This window comes from Rhodopseudomonas sp. BR0G17 (assembly GCF_010907025.1).
Lineage (GTDB): Bacteria > Pseudomonadota > Alphaproteobacteria > Rhizobiales > Xanthobacteraceae > Rhodopseudomonas > Rhodopseudomonas palustris_H.
This window is the reverse complement of the sequence record NZ_QUML01000013.1, coordinates 34,442-54,234: the sequence shown is the minus strand read 5'-3', so window position 1 is coordinate 54,234 and position 19,793 is coordinate 34,442. Positions and strand designations below refer to the sequence as shown.

At 66.8% G+C, this 19,793-nt stretch carries 17 protein-coding genes and 1 tRNA gene; 8 read left to right on the top strand and 10 right to left on the bottom strand.

Features of this window, described 5'->3' with window-relative positions:
• Positions 1 to 7: 7 nt before the first annotated feature.
• Complete coding sequence (locus tag DY467_RS12395; RefSeq protein WP_107342510.1) at positions 8 to 580, bottom strand: OsmC family protein; 573 nt, start codon at positions 578 to 580, stop codon at positions 8 to 10.
• A gap of 269 nt (positions 581 to 849) precedes the next feature.
• Between DY467_RS12395 and DY467_RS12390 the strand changes: the two genes are divergently transcribed.
• The gene (locus tag DY467_RS12390; RefSeq protein ID WP_246701534.1) at positions 850 to 1,446 is read left to right on the top strand and encodes a TetR/AcrR family transcriptional regulator; all 597 of its coding nucleotides are present in this window, start codon (positions 850 to 852) and stop codon (positions 1,444 to 1,446) included.
• A gap of 8 nt (positions 1,447 to 1,454) precedes the next feature.
• On the opposite strand, the gene DY467_RS12385 is transcribed toward DY467_RS12390, so the two are convergent.
• A complete protein-coding gene (locus tag DY467_RS12385) occupies positions 1,455 to 3,392 on the bottom strand; it encodes an acyltransferase family protein (RefSeq protein ID WP_164636378.1) in 1,938 nt (645 codons plus the stop codon).
• A gap of 225 nt (positions 3,393 to 3,617) precedes the next feature.
• Here DY467_RS12385 and DY467_RS12380 point away from each other — a divergent pair, with 225 nt between their 5' ends.
• Positions 3,618 to 4,040, top strand: a complete 423-nt coding sequence (locus tag DY467_RS12380) for a secondary thiamine-phosphate synthase enzyme YjbQ (protein ID WP_164636376.1) — start codon at positions 3,618 to 3,620, stop codon at positions 4,038 to 4,040.
• A 112-nt stretch (positions 4,041 to 4,152) separates the two neighbouring features.
• A complete protein-coding gene (locus tag DY467_RS12375) occupies positions 4,153 to 5,451 on the top strand; it encodes a RuBisCO large subunit C-terminal-like domain-containing protein (protein ID WP_164636374.1) in 1,299 nt (432 codons plus the stop codon).
• Positions 5,452 to 5,478: 27 nt separating this feature from the next.
• Here DY467_RS12375 and DY467_RS12370 read toward each other — a convergent pair whose 3' ends face one another.
• Together DY467_RS12370 and DY467_RS12365 are read right to left on the bottom strand one after the other, a co-directional pair.
• Positions 5,479 to 6,564, bottom strand: a complete 1,086-nt coding sequence (locus tag DY467_RS12370) for a hypothetical protein (RefSeq protein ID WP_164636372.1) — start codon at positions 6,562 to 6,564, stop codon at positions 5,479 to 5,481.
• A gap of 175 nt (positions 6,565 to 6,739) precedes the next feature.
• Positions 6,740 to 7,522: a cobalamin B12-binding domain-containing protein gene (locus DY467_RS12365; protein WP_234820061.1), complete on the bottom strand. Its 783-nt coding sequence runs from the start codon at positions 7,520 to 7,522 to the stop codon at positions 6,740 to 6,742.
• A gap of 851 nt (positions 7,523 to 8,373) precedes the next feature.
• On the opposite strand from DY467_RS12365, the gene DY467_RS12360 reads away from it, so the two are divergent.
• Positions 8,374 to 9,156, top strand: coding sequence for a HAMP domain-containing protein (locus DY467_RS12360; protein WP_107342502.1), 783 nt, complete (start codon positions 8,374 to 8,376; stop codon positions 9,154 to 9,156).
• A 501-nt stretch (positions 9,157 to 9,657) separates the two neighbouring features.
• Here DY467_RS12360 and DY467_RS12355 read toward each other — a convergent pair.
• From DY467_RS12355 to DY467_RS12340, 4 genes are all read right to left on the bottom strand, one after another.
• Positions 9,658 to 9,733: transfer RNA gene (locus tag DY467_RS12355), tRNA-Thr, on the bottom strand.
• Between the two features lie 157 nt (positions 9,734 to 9,890).
• Positions 9,891 to 11,591 (bottom strand): heme biosynthesis protein HemY, encoded by a 1,701-nt coding sequence (locus tag DY467_RS12350; protein ID WP_164636370.1) that lies wholly within the window; start codon positions 11,589 to 11,591, stop codon positions 9,891 to 9,893.
• A gap of 8 nt (positions 11,592 to 11,599) precedes the next feature.
• Complete coding sequence (locus DY467_RS12345) at positions 11,600 to 13,009, bottom strand: COG4223 family protein (RefSeq protein WP_164636368.1); 1,410 nt, start codon at positions 13,007 to 13,009, stop codon at positions 11,600 to 11,602.
• 51 nt (positions 13,010 to 13,060) lie between these two features.
• Positions 13,061 to 13,807, bottom strand: coding sequence for a uroporphyrinogen-III synthase (locus tag DY467_RS12340; protein ID WP_164636366.1), 747 nt, complete (start codon positions 13,805 to 13,807; stop codon positions 13,061 to 13,063).
• 242 nt (positions 13,808 to 14,049) lie between these two features.
• Between DY467_RS12340 and tsaD the strand changes: the two genes are divergently transcribed.
• The 4 genes from tsaD (at position 14,050) to DY467_RS12320 (ending at position 17,406) form a co-directional block, all read left to right on the top strand.
• Complete coding sequence (tsaD, locus tag DY467_RS12335; RefSeq protein ID WP_107342498.1) at positions 14,050 to 15,123, top strand: tRNA (adenosine(37)-N6)-threonylcarbamoyltransferase complex transferase subunit TsaD; 1,074 nt, start codon at positions 14,050 to 14,052, stop codon at positions 15,121 to 15,123.
• Between the two features lie 36 nt (positions 15,124 to 15,159).
• Positions 15,160 to 16,149: an NAD(P)H-dependent glycerol-3-phosphate dehydrogenase gene (locus tag DY467_RS12330; protein ID WP_164636364.1), complete on the top strand. Its 990-nt coding sequence runs from the start codon at positions 15,160 to 15,162 to the stop codon at positions 16,147 to 16,149.
• 2 nt (positions 16,150 to 16,151) lie between these two features.
• Complete coding sequence (locus tag DY467_RS12325; protein ID WP_164636362.1) at positions 16,152 to 16,565, top strand: EVE domain-containing protein; 414 nt, start codon at positions 16,152 to 16,154, stop codon at positions 16,563 to 16,565.
• A 178-nt stretch (positions 16,566 to 16,743) separates the two neighbouring features.
• Positions 16,744 to 17,406, top strand: a complete 663-nt coding sequence (locus DY467_RS12320) for a class I SAM-dependent methyltransferase (protein WP_164636354.1) — start codon at positions 16,744 to 16,746, stop codon at positions 17,404 to 17,406.
• A 9-nt stretch (positions 17,407 to 17,415) separates the two neighbouring features.
• On the opposite strand, the gene mtaB is transcribed toward DY467_RS12320, so the two are convergent.
• Both mtaB and dapF read right to left on the bottom strand, forming a co-directional pair.
• Positions 17,416 to 18,687 (bottom strand): tRNA (N(6)-L-threonylcarbamoyladenosine(37)-C(2))-methylthiotransferase MtaB, encoded by a 1,272-nt coding sequence (gene mtaB / locus DY467_RS12315; RefSeq protein ID WP_164636353.1) that lies wholly within the window; start codon positions 18,685 to 18,687, stop codon positions 17,416 to 17,418.
• Positions 18,687 to 19,568, bottom strand: a complete 882-nt coding sequence (gene dapF / locus DY467_RS12310) for a diaminopimelate epimerase (RefSeq protein WP_164636351.1) — start codon at positions 19,566 to 19,568, stop codon at positions 18,687 to 18,689. Before dapF ends, mtaB begins: the two co-directional genes overlap by 1 nt.
• Positions 19,569 to 19,793: the final 225 nt, after the last annotated feature.

Genomic DNA, 19,793 nt, shown 5'->3' with positions numbered 1-19,793 from the left:
TGCTTGGTCAGGCCATCGCGACGTCGAGATTGACCGGGCGGGAGAAGGTGTTGGCCACCGGCGACCACAGCCGCGCATGCGCGACCAGCGCTTCCAGTTCTTCGCGCGGACGGTCGGCTTCGAAGCTCACCTTGGCGCGCACATCGGTGAAGCCGACTGGCTTGTCGGACAGGTCGCCGGTGCCCCACACCGCGGTGATGTTGAGGTCGCCTTCGAGCTCGATCTCGAGCTTGTAGACGGTGATGCCCTTAGCGACGGCGTTGGCGTGGATGCCGACTGCGAGGCACGAGCCGAGCGCGGCGAGCGAGGCTTCGGACGGGTTCGGCGCGGTGTCGTCGCCGAGCAGGCCCGGCGGCTCATCGACCACGTAGGGCGGCAGCGAGCGGATGAAATTGAGGTGGCGGAAGCGGCCCTCGGCGATGGTCTTGCACTTCAGCGTCTTGATCACCGTCGGGTCGGCCTTGCCCTTGGCGATCAGATCGTCGAGGCCGGCCTTGTCGATCGGCGTAAGGCAGCCGGTCAGGGCGGTCGGGCTGTCGGGGGTTAGGCAGGCGGTCACGGCGGTAGCGGCTTTCGTCATGGGATCTCCTCTGCTGCCATTCGGCTGACAGCGCTTTTGGATACAGACCGTTCTGTATCAGCACGAACCGTGCCAAAGTCCCGCACTGCAAAAACCGCAGCGGAATCAAGAGAGGAGGCGTCGGGGGCAGGTGCCTATTCCTGAGGCGCGACGCATTCGCGATCACATGACGCGGCAACTGCCTGCTTCAGCGGCAAATCCGGGGCTGTGAACAGACCATTCGGTTTCCTCGATTGCGCAGTCCGAAATGTCACGCTATGTGCCGAACCATGGCAGACGCTGCGAACCTCGTGATCGATCCCGCCCTCGAGGCGAAGCTGTCGCCGCGCGAGCGGCTGATCGACAGCGCCCGCAGTCTGTTCTGCCGCTACGGCATCAATTCGGTCGGCGTCGACGCGATCATCGAACAAGCCGGCACCGCTAAGACCACCCTCTACAAGCTGTTCGGCTCGAAGGATGGCCTCGTCGAAGCCGTGCTGGAGCGCGAGGGCCAGAGCTGGCGTAGCTGGTTCTTGGAGTCGATCGATGGGCCAGGCGGAACCGCACGCGAGCGGCTGGGACGGATCGGCCCGGCGCTGAAAGAATGGTTCACCCGCGGCGACTTCTACGGTTGCCCGTTCATCAATGCGGTCGGCGAATCCGACAAGAACGACGATCGGATGCGGAGTCTGGCGATCGCGCACAAGACGATCGTGCTGGATCGTCTCACCGCTCTGTGCGCCGAAGCCGGGATCGAACAGCCGACCGAAGTCGCCCACACGCTCGGTCTGGTCATCGACGGCGCGATCGTGATGGCGCTGGTGACGCGCGATCCGTCGGCGGCCGATGTCGCGGGCCGTGCCTGCGCGGCGGTCCTGCCGGCCTGAGGATTAGACTAGCGGCCAAGCAGCTCTTTCGCGATCTGCCTGACGAAGAATTGCGAGGACGCGATCGTCAGGTGGCTGCCGTCGAACGTCACCGGCGTGCCGCTGCCGGGCACGGCGAGCAGACAGCCCTGATCGTTGCAATAGACCGGCGTCGGCGAAATGAACTCGACGCCTTGCGCCGCGAAGAAAGCGCGCAGCTGTTCATTGGATTCGGCTTCTGAGCGATCCAGCCGGGGTGGGCCGTCGCGCGTAGGGATCTCGGATGCGGAGATCAGGCCGGCGGCCTCGGACCGGTAGGCCTGCGCCAAAATCCGCTTCGGCGGTGTTCGCCAGCTCGGAAATTTCCCCACCACGACGATCCGCTGGATGCCGATGCTACGCAGTTCAGTGAGCGTCGCCTTGATCATCGCGTCGATCGCCGCGGGATCGCGGTCGGCGCCGTCGTAGTCGTGCCACTGCCGTGCCACCAGGATCACTGTGTCCGGCTTGATCTCTTTCAGCCGCTCGTGCGCATTGGCGTTGGCGGCGGTGCAGCCCGGTGTCTGAACGCTGACGTAGCCGAAGATCGGCGGACAGCCCGCGGTGGTGTATTGCGACAGCACAAAGCCGCCTTCGCTCTCCTGCCAGGCGCGCAGCCCGGGATAGAGATGCGCGGCGTGGGAATCGCCCCACAGTGTGATCCTCGGTACACCGGGCAATGCAGCGTCATCGCACTCGCGTGCGAAGGTCGAGCCCGAGCTGAGGAAGCAGCTCTTCAGCCGATACGCCGGCATCGCCTCGGCCTGGTGATCGCGGGTGACGATCTGGACGCTGGGGCTGAAGCGCGCCGGAAAGCCGCTCGCCAAGTAGATACCCGCACCGAGAAGTCCGACAAGCGCGACGCCGGCGAAAGCGGTGGCGGTCTTGGCGCGGGTCGGCCGATAGCGGATCTTCGGCTCGACGAACCGGTAAGTGAAATCGGCGAGCCCGAACGCCACCACGACCGCGATCAGCTTCATCAGCGGCGGCGGCTCCTCGCCGAGCCGCACGATCCGGATCGCGGCGAGCACCGGCCAGTGCCACAGATACAGTGGGTAGCTGATCAGCCCGACATAAACCATGGCACGATTGCCGAGCAGCCACCGTCCGACCCAGGTTCTAGGGCCTGTGCCGATCAGCAGCGCGGCGCCGAGCACCGGCAGCACCGCCCACCAGCCCGGAAAAGCGCGGCTGCGGTCGATCAAGGCAGCACCGGTAGCAATCAGCGCGAGACCGGCGATCGCCCCGATGTTGCGCAGCGTGACGGCGTGCTGCGCGAATGGCGCCGCGCGGTTCGCCGTGGCGATCGCCAGAAGGCAGCCGGTCATCAGCTCCCAGAACCGGGTCACCGGCAGATAGAACGCGGCGGATTGATGCGCCGGTGTCAGCAGCAGATTGGTGACGAACGAAGCCAGCAGGATCACCACTGCAGCCACCACGGCGCCGTTCTTCCAGCGCCAAGCTAGAATAATCACCGGCGGCCACAGCAGATAGAACTGCTCCTCGACGCCGAGCGACCACAGATGCAGCAGCGGGTTCAGCTCGGAGGCGGTGTCGAAGTAGCCGGCGTCATGCAGCAGCGCGATGTTGGCGAGGAATGCAGCGCCGAAGCCGATCGCCTTGCCGGCGTCGCGATAATCGACGGGAAACAGCAGGAACCAGCCGCCGATCGCGCAGGCCACCAGCACCAGTAGCAGTGCGGGGAAGATGCGGTTGATGCGGCGGGCGTAGAACGTCGCGAAGCTGAAGTCGCCGCGGTCGAGCGCCTGGCAGATGATCGACGTGATCAGAAAGCCCGAGATGACGAAGAAGACGTCGACGCCGATGAAGCCGCCGCGGATCTCGGCCGGAAAGGCGTGGAACCCAACCACCAGCAGCACTGCGATCGCGCGCAGGCCATCGATATCGCTGCGATAGGCCGGTCTCATCGGGAATCGTGGTCCTGGCGGGGCAAGAAGATCGAACTGGGCGCTGCGGGCTCCGTCAACACGCAGGGATGCAAACAGCGCGTCATCGCGAAGGCCTCCCGCGCTGTCAAGTTACGGTCGTGCCAGGTTGCGACCGGATCGCATGTCGCGCATGCGGCACCGCCGTGCGTTGCCCCGACGTGGGCACCGGGCTAACACTCATGTGGTTCCAGTCAGGACGTCGCCATGCAGATTCAACGTCACCGCATCGAACTCGCCACCACCGCGCCGATCCAGCTGATCGACATCACCGATCAGGTCCGCCGCTTCGTCACCGCCAGTGGCATCAAGGATGGTCTGGTCACAGTGAGCTGCCTGCACACCACGGCGCGGATCAACGTCAACGAGCGCGAGGAGAAGCTCGAGCGCGACATGCTGACGTTTCTGAAGCGGTTCGCCCCGCGCGACGGCGACTATCTGCACAATCTCGATCCGGTCGACGGCCGCGACAACGCGCACTCGCATCTGATCGGACTGTTCATGAATTCGTCGGAGACGATCCCGGTGGCGCATGGCGCCATGGTGCTCGGCGAATGGCAGTCGGTGTTCTTCATCGAGCTCGACGGTCCGCGCGAGCGTCGCGGCGTCGAGCTGCAGATCATCGGTTAAGCTAGGCGCTTCGCGCGCCTGCGCCTCCACCGAAAGAACGGGGTATTCCGGATAGATACGCGGGCCGCGCCCGCGTATGACCGCAGCGGTATCACCAAACAGGTCATCAGCCATGACGCCGGACGACATCGCAGGCTTCTACGCCAAGCGCACGGATCTCGACCTCGACCAATACATCGAGCTGGATTTCGATTTCGAATGCGCCGGCGATCCGCGTGAGGCCGCGGCGCATCTGTGCAGCGAGCAGTCGACGGCGCAGTGGCGTCGCGTCGGCTTCGACGAAGATTTCCGTCCGCGCTTCGCCGCCAAGGTGCTGGAGCTGTCGGCGGAGCCGCGTCCGTCGGGCTTCAGCATTCCGGTGGAGTGCGCCGCGCGCGGCGAGGTGCATGCCTGCCGCGTCACCATTGCGCATCCGCACGGCAATTTCGGCGCAAAGATTCCCAACCTGTTGTCGGCCGTGTGCGGCGAGGGCGTGTTCTTCTCGCCGGGCATTCCGCTGATCCGGCTGCAGGACATCCGCTTCCCCGAATCGTATCTCGCAGCGTTCGATGGTCCGCGCTTCGGCATCGCAGGCTTACGCGAGCGACTGCAGGCGTTCGATCGTCCGATCTTTTTCGGCGTGATCAAGCCGAATATCGGCCTGCCGCCGCAGCCGTTCGCCGAGCTCGGCTATCAGAGCTGGACCGGCGGTCTCGATATCGCCAAGGACGATGAGATGCTGGCGGATGTCGATTGGTGTCCGCTGGCCGAGCGCGCCGCGCTGCTGGGCGATGCCTGCCGTCGGGCCGCTGACGAAACCGGTGTGCCAAAAATCTATCTCGCCAATATCACTGACGAGGTTGATCGGCTGACCGAGCTGCACGATGTGGCGGTCGCCAAGGGAGCCGGCGCGCTGCTGGTCAATGCGATGCCTGTCGGGCTGTCCGCAGTGCGGATGCTGCGTAAGCACGCGACCGTGCCGCTGATGGCACATTTCCCGTTCATCGCCGCGTTCAGCCGGCTGGCGAATTACGGCATTCATTCGCGGGTGATGACGCGGTTGCAGCGTTTGGCGGGCTTCGACGTCGTGATCATGCCGGGCTTCGGTCCACGGATGATGACGCCGGAGCACGAGGTGCTCGACTGCATCCGCGCCTGCCTGGAGCCGATGGGACCGATCAAGCCGTGTCTGCCGGTGCCGGGCGGCAGCGACTCTGCGGCGACGCTGGAGACTGTGTATCGCAAGGTCGGCAGCGCGGATTTCGGCTTTGTGCCTGGCCGCGGCGTGTTCGGCCACCCGATGGGCCCGGCCGCGGGGGCGTCGTCGATCCGGCAGGCTTGGGACGCGATCGCCGCGGGCATCCCGGTAGCTGATCACGCCGCCAGCCATCCTGAATTGGCGGCGGCGCTGAAAGCTTTCGGCGGGCGCTGATCAGCCCCCGCCGCGTTGGTCCGCGCCTTAGCGGGGCAGTTCGGTGAAGGTGACGATCACGGCGCTGCGCCGGCCCTGGCTCGGCGCGCCGTCGCGGTGAATGCCGGCCGGATCGTAGATCACCGCATTGCCCTGGCTGCTGGTCACCGCAACCTGGTTCTCGGCGATGGCTGCCGTGAAATTGCTGTCGGCGACGAGATCGGTGCCGAACGTCGCCTTGCGCTGCAGGCCGGCCGGCAGCGCGTAGAACGTCTCGCGTGCGGCCGGCAGCGTCGACGACAGGCCGCACAGATCATTGGCGCGGCGGATCATCGCGTCCCAGAACCGGCGGCCGGCACGATTGCTGCCCGCCACATAGGTGAGCGGGCCGTTCGCGGCGCCGGTCTCGCCGAGATACACCACCATCTTCAGCACGTTGTAGCCGGTGTCGACCTTGAAGCCGTCGCATGGCGAGGCGTCGACGCTGACATCGGCGAACGGGCTCGACAGCGCGCCGCTCGATGCTTCGGTCACTTCGGCGGCGATCCGGCCGATGCCGACCGGACGCTTCAGATAGCCGCTGGCCGCCTCGGTCAGACCGGCGTCGGCGGCGATCTGGTTGAGCCATTTGTAAAGGTCGGGAGCAGCAGCCGGATCGATCACCACGCGCGTCGAATCCGGATCGCCCGGAATCGCCACACGATGTTCGAGTGTCTTGAACGCGGCGTCGAGCTGGTTGCGCAGTTCGACGATCTTGTCGGGACCGAGCTGCACGGCGGCAAAGCCGTCGCGGGCGAGCGGGACGAACACCGCGGTGCCGCGCTCGGTCTTCGGCGCGTAGGCGGAGCCCGCACTGAACCGGCCGAGCCGCTGCAGCATGATCAGGCGCAGATAGGTCGGCAGGCTGCGCAGCGTGGTGACGAAGCGGTTGCCGGCCTCGGCGGGGCGCGGCAGGTGCTCGACGTCGATCATCCGCTGCGCGGTGGTGAGACAGAATCCGTAACCGAAAATCGTGATCGCCTTCAGCCGCGCACCGAGCATCGGCATCGACATCACGCGCCCATAGGCCGGGTGGGCGTCGTAGTCGATCATCGGCAGGTGATCGAACGGATAGGATTTCGTTTCGGATTGCATGACCAGCCCCTCTGAAGGCATCACCGATAGCACGGACGCACGATTGGAATATGGCGGTGGGGCGCGAGTCGGGCGAGTTGGCAATCCGGCCAACACAGAGGCCAGGTGCGACTCAACGCAACGGCCGCCTCGGTATCCGAAGCGGCCGCGAGATGAACGAAAGGTGCGGCGGAGATCAGATCCAGGCGAAGTTTGCCGCCGGACGCGCGGTGCGATTGAGCAACGAGCGCATCAGGCAGCGCTCGATCTGCACTGACGAGATTGTCGCGGCATCGGCCCCGACGAGAGCAACGGCGTCGCTGCGTTCAGCGAATACGCGGCCGCTGGCGACCACTGCGAGCGCCGGATTGCGGGATGCGGCGCGCAGCTTGCGGATGGTCTCGGCCATCCGCGGCAGCCAGTGCTCGCGGCGCAGCGCTGGCGACAGTGAGATGTTGACGGCATCGAACCAGCCGTTGGCGACCAGATCCGACAGCGCGCGATCGGTGTCGGGGAATTCGCTCACGGTGTTCCAACCGGCCTGTCGCAGCAGTTCGGCATGCAGCGCCGCACAGAACGAGTGCGGCTCGCCGGGCTGCGACACCAGCAGCACGCTGCGCGGCTGCGAGCGCGCCAGCGGCGCCGACAACAGATCGAAGCTGATGCGGCGCATCGCCGTCTGTAGATGGCAGAGGCCGATCGTGACTTCGAATTCGCTGCAGGCGTCTTCGCTCCACAGATTGCCGAGGCTGCGGGCGGTCGGTTCGAACAGTCCGGTGAACAACGCGGTCGGCGACGACGCCCGCGCCAGTGACTTGTCGATCAGGTCGAACGCGTCGGCGAGGTTCGGCGCGATCAGGAGTCGGGCGAGTTCCGCGGCGCGAGCTTCCGCCGGATCCTGCGCAACGCGGGTCCTGGCGGAGGTGTGCTTGACGACGAGATGCGGAATAACAGTCGAGACAATGCTTTCAGTATGCACGGCACGCACTCGATCTGGTTGCCCTCGACCAAAAAAGCAGATTGCTGAACGAGTGCGATGAGACCATGGCCGCTGCCGAGGGGAAGCAGGGATTGGATCGCCTCGCGCGGCTGTTGGCCCGTCGAAAAGCCGGCAGCGCCGTTGCCGCGGTGCGAAGGGAGCCCCGGAAACGGAGACTCGTCTTTGCTCTGGATCAAAACGAAGCATTCGCATCTGTCGCCACGTTCGGGCGGTGGCGCCGGACCGCGGCGCAGCATGGCCAGCGGCATAGGGTCGCGGCGCGTCAGCTGGCCTGCGCGGGCGGAACGTTCGCCGGATGAAGTCGCCCGGATCGGCGTCCAGGCGATGACCATGAGCTTCGCGCGACTGCGCAAGCCGCGAGGCAGCGCTGTCGCTGATTGTTACTTCGGCATGACCGGTGACCGGCGGGGCGGTATGTCTGGTGTCGGGAATTAGTAAACGAACACCGCTCGATCATCGCTCCGTTAAAAGAGTGAAGCTCGCGTACTCCCATTGTCGCGGGGCAAGCGCCGGTACTGACTTCTCTGTATATTTACAGCCGCGCGAATCGGAGCAAAACTGATTCCACGGATCGTGTTTTACTGAGCAACTACCTGTTTAATCAAAGAGTTAGACGGCTAATTGGCTCATGGTGATTCGCGATTCTCTCGAACGAGTGCCTGGTTACCAGCGCTCGTTCACCGTTCCAGCGTGAGGCGTTTTCTTAGCGTGGTCCCAAGCAGGTCTACGCGGGAGTTAGCAAATCGTTAACGTTAATAAGTAAAGCGTTGTTCACGCTGTTCACCTTAGGGGGCAAGCCGCCCCTAATTGAAGAAAGCTGGAGAACTACGATGCAATTCGATCTGTCCAACCGAAACCTAGCCCAGAAGATCTCGATCCTCGTCTTGGGAATTACGCTGTTCGCCTCGGTCGCCATCGGTGGTGTCGGCGAAATGGTCTTGCACAAGGTCACCGATAGCCATGCCAAGCAGGCTGCGAGCGTTGCGTCGCTCGACCGCCTGGTCGGCCAAGGGGGAGCGACGCTGTCGCCAGTCCGCGCCGCGGACGGCAGCATCGTCGGCATGCTGGTGATGCAGCAGGATGCCGGGCCGGTGGTGATGCCGGCGTCGTACGAAGGTCAGGGTCTGGTGGTTCAGGCTTCGGAGACGGTGGTCACCTCGACTCCGGATTACGGTGTCGGCGCTGCCCGCACCATGCTGCTGCTCGCCGGTGTCGTGGTCTTCGCGGTGGTCGGTCTGGTCGGCACCCGGATTTCGCGTGGCCTGCTCGCCCCGCTCGGCGAACTGGAGAAGGACGTGGAACGCCTCGCCTCTGGCGACACCAGCGTTCGCATCCATGCGCTGAGCCGCTCGGATGAAATCGGCCGGATCGCGCGGTCGATCGCCAAGATCCAGCAGTCTCTGATCGAGCTGGCCAAGCTGAAGAGCCATCGCGTGCTCGACGGCACGAACGGTATTCTGGCCAATCTCAAGGAAATGTGGATGGATCTGAAGGGGGCCGTCAGCAATGCCCGCGAGATGTTGTTCACGGATGGCCGGACGGTCAGCGAGACGCTGTCGCGATCGTGGAGCAGCTGGCTGCACAACGGTTTGGGCGTTCCGAAGCGCGCCTGATCGGCGCCTCTTCCGCGACCCTGAACGCGCCTCCTCGAGTCATTGAAGGCGCGACGATCAAAACCAAGCGTTGAGATCATGACATCGAGGCTCACCCAGGCGGGTGAGCCGGTACCAACAAAAGCCCGCGCATCGCGCGGGCTTTTCTATTTGGGGCAGGCGAACGTCTTGAGGTTGTGCCTGGCCAAGATACGGAGCATCGCCCCCCAGCCCCGTCCAACGCACTCCCATGTGTCGGCGATGTCTCCGAACGCTCGGCTGGACGTTCGATGCAGCCAGACAGGTGTTCGCTCCAAGGCATGCTGGTCGTGCCAAGTGCTTGAGCGAGCCTGGATGGAGACATGCTCGGCGTCAGATCACACCCGGAGACAACAAGATGGTCCGCTGGACGCGCTTGCTTCGGAAGCGTCCCGACGAAGCCCTTGAAGCCGAGGCCTGGCTGCGCCCGAACTCACGCGTGGCGTGGCGGATCAGGATCGGTGCCGGTGAAGGAAGAAAGGGTGGTGCCGCAAGAGGGATTCGAACCCCCGACCCCGTCATTACGAATGACGTGCTCTACCAGCTGAGCTATTGCGGCGACCGCGAGCGCGCTGACGAAGCGGCCCGAAACGTCGGCTCCTGATATCGGGCGGCGGCCTGATTGGCAAGAACCAGGGCGCCTGAACCGGCGGTCGGAGCATCCGCCGGTGTGGTTTTGTTGAACGTCGTCCCAACAACAGAAGCGCGCCGTGGGCTCAGCGCGGCGGTCGGTAACCCCGCCAGCCGCTGCTCTGCCCGGCCGCCGGCGCCTGCGAGCGTTCGGCGAACTCTTCAGGTGCCGCGTCTTCGTCGACGCCTGGATCGTCGGGAGCCCGCACGATCGGAATCACCGGGGCCGCCTCCTTGCGGCGGTGGAACAGCGGCGCCGCAGACGACGCCGGCCCGGCCGCCACCTCAGTGGGAGCCTCAGTCGCCTTGGCGGGTTTGTCCGATTTGGCGGGCTCATCGGCCACAACGGTGGTTTCCTTCGGCGTCACGATCGGGGCTTCCGGGGCCGCCTCCACCGTGACGGTGACGGCTTCCGCCGTCGTGCTGGCGGGAAGCGCTTCGCCGGCCGCCGAGGCGATCAGGGCGTCGTGGAACTTGTCGTCGATCACCTCGACCTTGTTGGATGGCAACGCCGACACCGGCACCTGCCACTGGAACGCGTCGAGCCGTCCGGTGACCGGCGAAACGGGCCGCCAGTGATCCGACACATAGCCGTCGGCGGTCCACACCGGGTCGTGCAGCGCGCGCACTGCCCGCAGCGTCCAGGCCCGCGCCTTCGCGGTGTCGCCGCGATCGCCGTGCTCGATCTCGGCCATCAGCATCGCGACGCGCTGGGTCGGCATGTCGAGATAGGGCTGCAGTGCGGCGCGGGCGCGGCTGAGCGAGCCAGCGTCGATCGCCGCGCGTGCGATCGCAACGGCGCTCTCGAGTTGCTGCGGACCCTTGGCGACCAGATTCTCGACCCGGCCGAGCCGCGCAGTCGCGGTGTCGCCCGGCTTCAGGTTGGCGTAGGTCGAGGCCAGGTCCGGATGCGGCTGCGCCTGCCAGGCTGCCTCGATCACCTTCATGGCGCGCCGAACCTGATGGGCGTCGGCCAGATATTTGGCTGCCAGCACCGCCGCGGGCACCAGGGTCGGCGCCAGCTTGTTGGCTTCCAGCGCGCTGTCGCGGGCAAGGCTCTCGTCGCTTTCTTCCAGATCGGTCGCCCGCGCGGTCAGCAGCACCGCACGCTGCCGGCGAAACGCCTTCTTATCGATCAGGCCAGCCGACAGATTGCGCTCGAGAATTTCCAGGGCGCCGGTCCAGTCCGAGCGGGCGCAGCGGAACCCGAGCACCGCCTGCGACGCCCAGGCACAGGTCGGCTGCAGCCGCAGCGCTTCTTCGGCGATCGCCAGGGCCGCATAGGGATCGTCGGCGCGCTGCGCCTCGATATACAGCCCGCGCATGCCGAGCGACTTGGTGTCCTTGCGGGCGGCCATCGCCAGGAACGCGCGACGGGCGCCTTCGCGGTCGCCCTCGAGCTGTGCCGACTGCGCCTGCAGCAGCAGAGCGAGCGGATCGTGCGGGGCATGTCGGCGCGCCGCGTTGGCGTGGGCACGAGCGGCGCTGCTGTCGCCATGGCCGACGGCGAGCAGGCCCTGGGTGATGGCGTTGCGGGCGCGGGCGCTACGCCGCGAGCTGCGGCCGCGCTTCATCCAGCCGGGTGCGCGCAGCACGCCGAGGATGACCGCCCAGGCCAGCATCACGGCGACCACGCCGGCGCCGAGCACCAGCGCGAACACTGGCAGTGTCATCGACGCCTTCCAGTCGTTCCACGACAGCACCACTTCGCCGGGCTGTTCGGCCACCCAGGCAGCGCCCGCCGCCGCGAGCGCGATGATCACGAGAAACAGAACGATGCGCAGCATGGGCAGACCTATGGCGACGGTTTTTGCAGCGCCCCGAGCGCTGCGGTGGCGAATTGATGGGACGCGGCGAGCGCTTGGTCGCGCGCCTCGGCCTTGTCGATCCAGGATTGAACAGGAGCGCGGTCACCCGGCGCAAGCGCTTTCAGCTCCTTCAGCGCGGCGGCGATGTCGCCCTGCTTGCCGGCCGCGGTCAGCCGGCCGACGATCGCGGTGCGATCGATGCCTTCGACCGCGTCCGAACGCTGAATTTTCACCAGCCGCTCGGCGTTGGCCTGAAACCGGTCGATGAAGTTGGCGTTCGCGGTGCTCTTGTCGGGCAGCAGGCCGGGCAGCTGATCGACCAGCTCCTGGCCGAGCGCACGGGCGCTCGGCACGCCGGTCGCAGCGAAGCGGTCGAGCGGCTTCAGCGCACCAGCATCGGGCGCCAGCGGCGCCGCGGCCTTCAGCAGTGCCTGAAACGGTTGGCCTTGCGTGACCGCGAGGTCGAGCAAGGTGGCGGCGACCGCGCGGCGCAGCGCGCCGTCTTCGGCGGGGGCCGTCTTCGGCGCGGGTCTTTCGGCTTCGGCCTTGGCGGCAGTTTCCAGTGCGCCAAGGCGCCGATCGATCGCCGCCATTGCGGCGGTGGTCTGCTCCAGCGCGGCCGTTTTGTCGGCGGCGGCGGCGTCCGCAGTCGGCTTGGCCTCGCCAGCGCTGGCGTCCGGAGACGCCTTCAGCTCCTTGATGGTCGCGGCGAGCTGTTCGGTCTGGCCGCGTAGCGCGGTCAGATCGTCACGCAGTGATGCCACCGACTTCTCCAGCGCGTCGATCCGGCCGGTAGCGGCGGGATCGGAAGTGGCAGCGCCATCGGCCGCCGCCTTCGGCCGGGCTTCGAGATTGGTGATCCGGATCGCGAGCGCTTCCAGCGCCGCGGTGTCGCTCGGCGCGGCTGCGGCGCCGCCGGTTGCGGGAGCGGCTTCGAGCTTGGCGATCCGTGCGTTCAGCGCGTCAAGGGCCGTCGGGTCGGCCTGCGGGGCGGTGACGCTGGTCGACGACAGGAACTGCGGCAACAGCCCCATCTTGGCGGCGCCGACCACGAGGCCGGTGGCGATCGCGATCGTCAGCACCGGCGGCAGGATCAGCGACGCGATGCTGTTGCGCGGTGCTGCGGAGCTTTGCGCGGTCGCCGACGCATCGGCAGCAGCCGTGGTGGTGGCAAATTCCGGTTCCGGCAGCCCGGCAGCCTGTTCGGCCTGCTCGCGCTGATCGGCGGCGATGTCGAACGCCTGCTCCGGTCCCCGCGCCGGTTCGGCCTCGGGTGCTGTCTCCGCTGCGGCTTCCGCCTCGGCGCCGGCGGGCGCGGCGCTGATCTCCTCGCCGGTCGGCTGAGCCAGCTCGGCCGGTTCCGCAGCCTGTTCGTGTTCGGGCCTGTTCTGGACCATCCCTGGATTTTCCTCGTCGCTACCTGTCGGCGCCGGCGGTCCGGCGCGGCATCAATTCACTTTGGCCGGGCTGAGCGCCCGATCCAGCGCTTCGAGCAGCGCCTTTTCGTCCGGCTTGCGCGCCACCATCACCTGGTTGGCGCCGGCCTCACGCACCACCTCGGAGACCGCCTCCGACAGGCAGCATTGCGGAATCGCCAGCGCCGAAATCTCGATGCCGGAGCTCCGCGTCGCGTCGATGAACGCCCGGGCGCTGCGCCGCGAGTAATGCAGCACAGCCTCGATGCGATTAGCCGCGAAAGCGTCGCACACCTCGGCAGGCAGGCTCGGCACCGGCATCATCCGGTAGGCGGTCTGCATCACCACCTCGAAGCCATCTTCGCGCAATTCGCCGGCGAGGTCGCGCGACAGATCGGCGCCCGCCAGATACAGCAACGCGCCAGCGCGCTTGTCTTTCCCGCTGAAGGTGTCGCGGATCTTGATCCTGAGCTTGGCCGCATCGCCGTCGGCGATGATCACGTCGCTAAAGCCGGCGTCCTGCGCCTTGCGGGCGGTGTGCTTGCCGACGGCGAACAGCGGCAGTTTCAACAGCCGCGCCAGCACCGGCTGATCGTCCAGCGCACGCAGCGCATTGGCGCTGGTGACGATCACGCCGGTGTAGTGCGCGTCGGGATCGTCGGGAAACGGCACCGGCTCGAACCGCAGCATCGGCGCCAGCAACACGTCATAACCTTTGGCGCGCAGCGTCTTCGCAGTCGCGTCGCCGTCGGGTTGCGGGCGGGTGACGAGCAAAGCCACGCGTTACGTCCTCGGCTGTCGATTGATGAGAGTGAATCCGAAGTAGCCCGGCCGCATGACCCTGAGCCGCGTGAAAACCGGTCGCGCCGCAGCACCCCGCTTCGCCGCTCCCACGCAATCTGCCGGGGCCGCAGGGCGCCAAGGGGATGATTGCATTCCAAGACCCCGCAATGCTACGCGAGGCAAGGAGAACGCTGGTTCGGGCGCAAACGCAAGGGCTCAATTTGACTAGTGAACAAGCCTTGCTGGTGCTGGGGATCGAGACCACCTGCGATGAAACCGCAGCCGCCGTGGTCGAGCGCCGCGCCGACGGCAGCGGCCGGCTTCTCTCCAATATTGTACGTTCCCAGACCGACGAACACGCCCCGTTTGGTGGCGTCGTCCCTGAGATCGCCGCGCGCGCCCATGTCGACGTGCTCGACGGCATTATTGCAGCTGCGATGAACGAAGCTGGCGTGGCATTCGCCGGACTGTCGGGCGTCGCTGCGGCCGCTGGGCCCGGACTGATCGGCGGCGTGATTGTCGGGCTGACCACCGCCAAGGCGATTGCGCTGGTGCACGGCACGCCGCTGATTGCGGTCAATCACCTCGAAGCCCACGCGCTGACGCCGCGGCTGACCGATGCGGTGGAGTTTCCTTACTGCCTGTTCCTCGCCTCCGGCGGCCACACCCAGATCGTCGCCGTGCTCGGCGTCGGTAACTACGTCCGGCTGGGAACGACGGTCGACGACGCGGTCGGCGAGGCGTTCGACAAGATCGCCAAGATGCTCGGCCTGCCCTACCCTGGCGGCCCACAGGTCGAACGCGCGGCCGAAGCCGGCGATCCCAACCGGTTCGCATTCCCCCGCCCGATGCTCGGCCGCCAGGATGCCAATTTTTCGCTGTCCGGCCTGAAGACCGCGGTGCGCAACGAGGCCGGCAAGCTGACGCCGCTCGATCCGCAGGACATTGCCGATCTATGCGCCGGCTTCCAGGCGGCGGTGCTGGAGTCGGTGGCTGACCGGCTCGGCGCCGGCCTGCGGCTGTTCAAGGAACGGTTCGGTCCGCCGAAAGCGCTGGTTGCGGCCGGCGGCGTCGCCGCCAATCAGGCGATCCGGCGGATGCTGCGCGAGGTCGCGGCGAAAGCGCAGACCACGCTGATCGTGCCGCCGCCGGCGCTGTGTACCGATAACGGCGCGATGATCGCCTGGGCCGGCGCCGAACGGCTGGCGCTCGGCCTCACCGACACGATGGATACCGCGCCGCGCGCGCGCTGGCTGCTCGACGCCAACGCCACCGCGCCGGCCAAATTTGCCAACACGCGCGCCGGGTTCTAAGGCCGGGCTCAAGTCGGTGGCTTGGATGATATTGCGATGAGTTCGTTGAATTCGATTGCCGTGCTCGGAGGCGGAGCCTGGGGCACGGCGCTGGCGCAGACCGCCGCGCGGGCTGGCCGAAACGTGACGCTGTGGGAGCATGATGCCGGCAATGCCGAGCATCTGATTGCGGCGCGTGAGAGCCGCTTCCTGCCCGGCGTGCGGCTCGAACCCTCGATCCAGGTGACGCGCGACCTCGCCGAGGCGGCGCGCGCCGACGCGCTGTTGCTGGTCGTGCCGGCACAGGTGCTGCGCCAAGTGGTGACGTCGCTGCAGCCGCTGATCGCGCCGCGAACCCCGCTGGTCGCCTGCGCCAAGGGCATCGAGCACGGCACCCACCGGTTCATGACCGAGATCGTTGCCGAAGCGGCACCGGCTGCGATCCCGGCGATCCTGTCGGGTCCAAGCTTTGCGGCGGACGTGGCGCGCGGGCTGCCGACCGCGGTGACGATCGCCGCCACCGATGCGGCCTGCGCGCAGGCGCTGGCCCAGGCGATGAATTCCGGCAGCTTCCGCCCGTATCATTCGACCGATGTGCGTGGCGTCGAACTCGGCGGCGCCACCAAGAACGTGCTGGCGATCGCCGCCGGCATCGTCGAGGGCCGCCAGCTTGGCGCGTCCGCGCGGGCGGCGATGACCACGCGCGGTTTCGTCGAGCTGGTGCGGTTCGGCAAGGCCTATGGGGCGCGAATCGAAACCATGCACGGCCTGTCGGGGCTCGGCGATCTGACGATGTGCTGCTCGACGCCGCAGTCGCGCAATTTCTCGTTCGGCATGGCGCTCGGCCGCGGCGAGCAGATCGAGACCGCCGCGCATGGCAAGCTCGCCGAAGGCTACTACACCGCGCCGGTGCTGCTGGAGATGGCGCAGGCCAAGGACATCGACATGCCGATCTCGACCGCGGTGGCGGCGGTGCTCAGCGGCAAGCTCAGCGTCGATGCCGCGATCGAAGGGCTGCTGACGCGGCCGCTCAAGGCGGAGGAATAGAGGTGGCGTATTGGCTGGTGAAATCTGAGCCGTCGGTGTGGTCGTGGGACCAGCAGGTCGCCAAGGGTGCCGAGGGCGAAGCCTGGACCGGCGTACGCAATCACTCCGCCAAGTTGCACATGGTGGCGATGCGGCGCGGCGACCGCGCGTTCTACTATCACTCCAACGAGGGCAAAGAGATCGTCGGCATCGCCGAGATTATCCGCGAAGCCTACCCAGATCCGACCGATGCCAGCGGCAAATTCGTCTGCGTCGATCTCAAGGCCGAGAAGCCCTTGAAGACGCCGGTGACCCTTGCCGCCATCAAGGCCGAGCCCCGCCTCGCCGAAATGGCGCTGCTGAAATACTCGCGCCTGTCAGTGCAGCCGGTCACCGCTGAGGAATGGAAACTGGTCTGCAAGATGGGTGGGCTTTAGGGGACGGACAGCAGGACAGATCATGGTTCGAGACGCCCGGCTCCGCCGGGCTCCTCACCATGAGGGCCTTGCCTGGAGCCTAGGCACCTCATCCTGAGGAGCGGCCATTTGGCCGCGTCTCGAAGGATGAGGATGGTGATCGCTTTACATCTCTCCACCGCTCGCCCATCACCGCGCGATGAGCAGCTCCGCCATTACTGATCCCATCGCCTTCATCCATGCCAATACCCGGCTGCGCGAGGTGCCGCTCGTGCCGGAGGTGATGCTGCATGTCGCCGACGAGGCGCTGCCGCTGTGGAGCAAGACTGAAGAAGAGCTTGGCGAAGCCGGGTTGCCGCCGCCGTTCTGGGCGTTCGCCTGGGCCGGCGGGCAGGCGCTGGCGCGCTATGTGCTGGATCATCCGCAGGACGTCGCCGGCAAAGAGGTGATCGATCTGGCCTCCGGCTCCGGGCTGGTGGCGATCGCGGCGATGAAGGCCGGCGCGCGCAAGGTCACCGCGTTCGATATCGATGGGTTTGCGCGCGAGGCGATCCTGGTCAATGCTGCGGCCAATGGCGTCGTGATCGAGGTCTGCGGCGACGATCTGCTCGCTGGGCCGCATCCGCTGCCGGCGCAAGCCGTGCTGGCTGGCGATATCTTCTATCAGCAGGACATCGCCGGGCTTGCCTTCACCTTCCTGCAAGGCCGTGCAGCACAGGGCGCGCAGGTGCTGATCGGCGATCCTGGACGCTACTACTTGCCGAAAGATCAACTCGTGAAGCTTGCGAGCTATAGCGTCCCGGTGACGCGCGAATTGGAAGATTCCGAAATCAAACACACCGGCGTGTGGACGCTGAAGTAATTGGCGCCGCTATACGGTCAGCCGCGCGCCGTCGTGCCCGGTGATCCGCAGGGTCTGCACATCTGCGGGCGTCGCGCCCGAGATCGCGACCAGGAGGAAGTGCTCGGTGCGGCCCTGCGTCGGGCTCTCGATCAGCACCGCGCGGGTCGTGCCGATCTCGGCGGCCAGCCGCCGCTGCAGCGCTGCATCGCCGGCTGCGCGCAGCCGGGCGGCGCGATCGCGGATCACGCGACCATCGAGCTGCGGCATCCGCGCGGCCGGCGTGCCGGGCCGCGGCGAATACGGAAACACATGCAGAAACGTCAGGCCGCATTCCTCGACCAGGTCGAGCGAGCGCTGAAACATCTCGTCGGTCTCGGTCGGAAACCCGGCGATCAGATCGGCGCCGAGCGCGATGTCCGGCCGCAGCCGCCGGGCCTCCCTGCAGAACGCGACCGCGTCGGCGCGCGCATGCCGGCGCTTCATCCGTTTGAGGATCAAATCGTCGCCGGCCTGTAGCGACAGGTGCAGATGCGGCATCAGCCGCGGTTCGGTAGCGAGCGCATCGATCAGCTCGCGGTCGGCCTCGACCTGATCGATCGACGAGATCCGCAGCCGCTGCAGCTCCGGCACGTGCCGTAACACTTTCTTAACCAGGGTGCCGAGCTTCGGCGTACCCGGCAGGTCGGCGCCGTAGCTGGTGAGGTCGACCCCCGTCAGCACGATCTCGACGTGGCCGCGCTCGGCCAACCGCCGCACCTGCTCGACCACTGCGCCGACCGGCACCGAGCGGGAATTCCCACGGCCATACGGGATGATGCAAAAGGTGCAGCGATGGTCGCAGCCGTTCTGCACCTGCACGAACACCCGCGGCAGTCCGCTCTGGTACCCGTCCAGCAGATGCGGCGCCATCTCGCGCACCGCCATGATGTCGGCGACCGCGATCTTCTGCTCGGTGTCGAGCCCGAAGCTCGGGCCGGCCTTCAGCGCGCCCTTGGCGGCGTGCCAGGCCTCGCTGCGGGTCTTATCATCATTGCCGATCACCCGGTCGACTTCGGCCATCGCGGCGAATGTCGCCGGCTCGGTCTGCGCCGCGCAGCCGGTGACGATGATCCGGGCCTCGGGGCGCGCGCGTTTCAGCTTGCGGATCTGCTGCCGCGCCTGGGCCACCGCCTCGTTGGTCACCGCGCAGCTGTTGACCACGATGGTGTCAGCGAGGCCGGCGCCTTCAGCCTCGCGCCGGATCAGCTCGGACTCGAACGCGTTGAGGCGGCAGCCGAAGGTGACGACCTCGACGGCCATCAGGCGCCGGTCGGGTCGAGTGCGCCGGCGAATAGCGCCGGATCGAACCGGCCTTCGAACTCGAATTCGGCGCCGCCGGTCATCAGCACGTGGTTGTCGCTCTCGCGCCACTCGATGGTGAGCTGGCCGCCCGGCAGCGTCATGTCGACCGTCCGCTCGGTGCGCTTCAGCCGCGCGGCCGCGACCGCGGTCGCACAGGCGGCCGACCCGCACGCCTTGGTCAGCCCGGCGCCGCGCTCCCAGGTCCGCATCGTGATGTGCTGGCGATCGACGATATGGGCGAGCGTGATGTTGGCGCGCTCCGGGAAGATCGGATGGTTCTCGAGCAATGGTCCGAACCGGCCGAGATCATAGGCGTTCACATCGTCGACCCAGAAGATCGCGTGCGGATTGCCCATGCTGACGACCGACGGCGTGTGCAGCACTGGCGCGTCGATCGGGCCGATCTGCAATTCGATCATCCGGGTGTCGCGGAATTCCTCGGCGAGCGGAATGTCCTGCCAGCCAAACTTCGGCTCGCCCATGTCGACGGTGTAGAGGCCATCGGCCGGGCCGCGCCAGCAATTGAGCAGGCCGGCGCGGGTCTCGAAGGTCAGACCGTTCTGGTCGCTGCCGGCAAACATCTGCCGCGCGACACAGCGCATGCCGTTGCCGCAGGCGCCGGATTCGGAGCCGTCATTGTTGTAAATCCGGACGAAGGCTTCGGTGCCGGACAGCCGGGCCGGCTGCAGCAGCATCAACTGATCGTAGGGCACGTGAGCCGCCACCGCCCGCGCATCGGCCGGCGTCACCGGCGCCGGCTGGTCGCGCAGGTCGACCACCACGATTTCGTTGCCGATGCCGTTCATCTTGGCGAACAGGCGGTTGTCCAGCGCGCTCATGCTCTCGTCCTCGCCGCGCCTATATGGCGAACCCGGCCCGGTTTGGCCAGTCTGCCGCCCGCAGCGGCGCGCGGCCACAGGGAAGCCACACCGCCATCGCATGGCTCGCCAGGACGGGACGAAATCGCGGATCGGATGTTATGAGGAGCCGCTCGACTCGGTGACTGGCGCAAGTCCGATGCTGCGCCACCCGGGAAGGTCGGGCGACGTTCGCGGTGGCCTTGG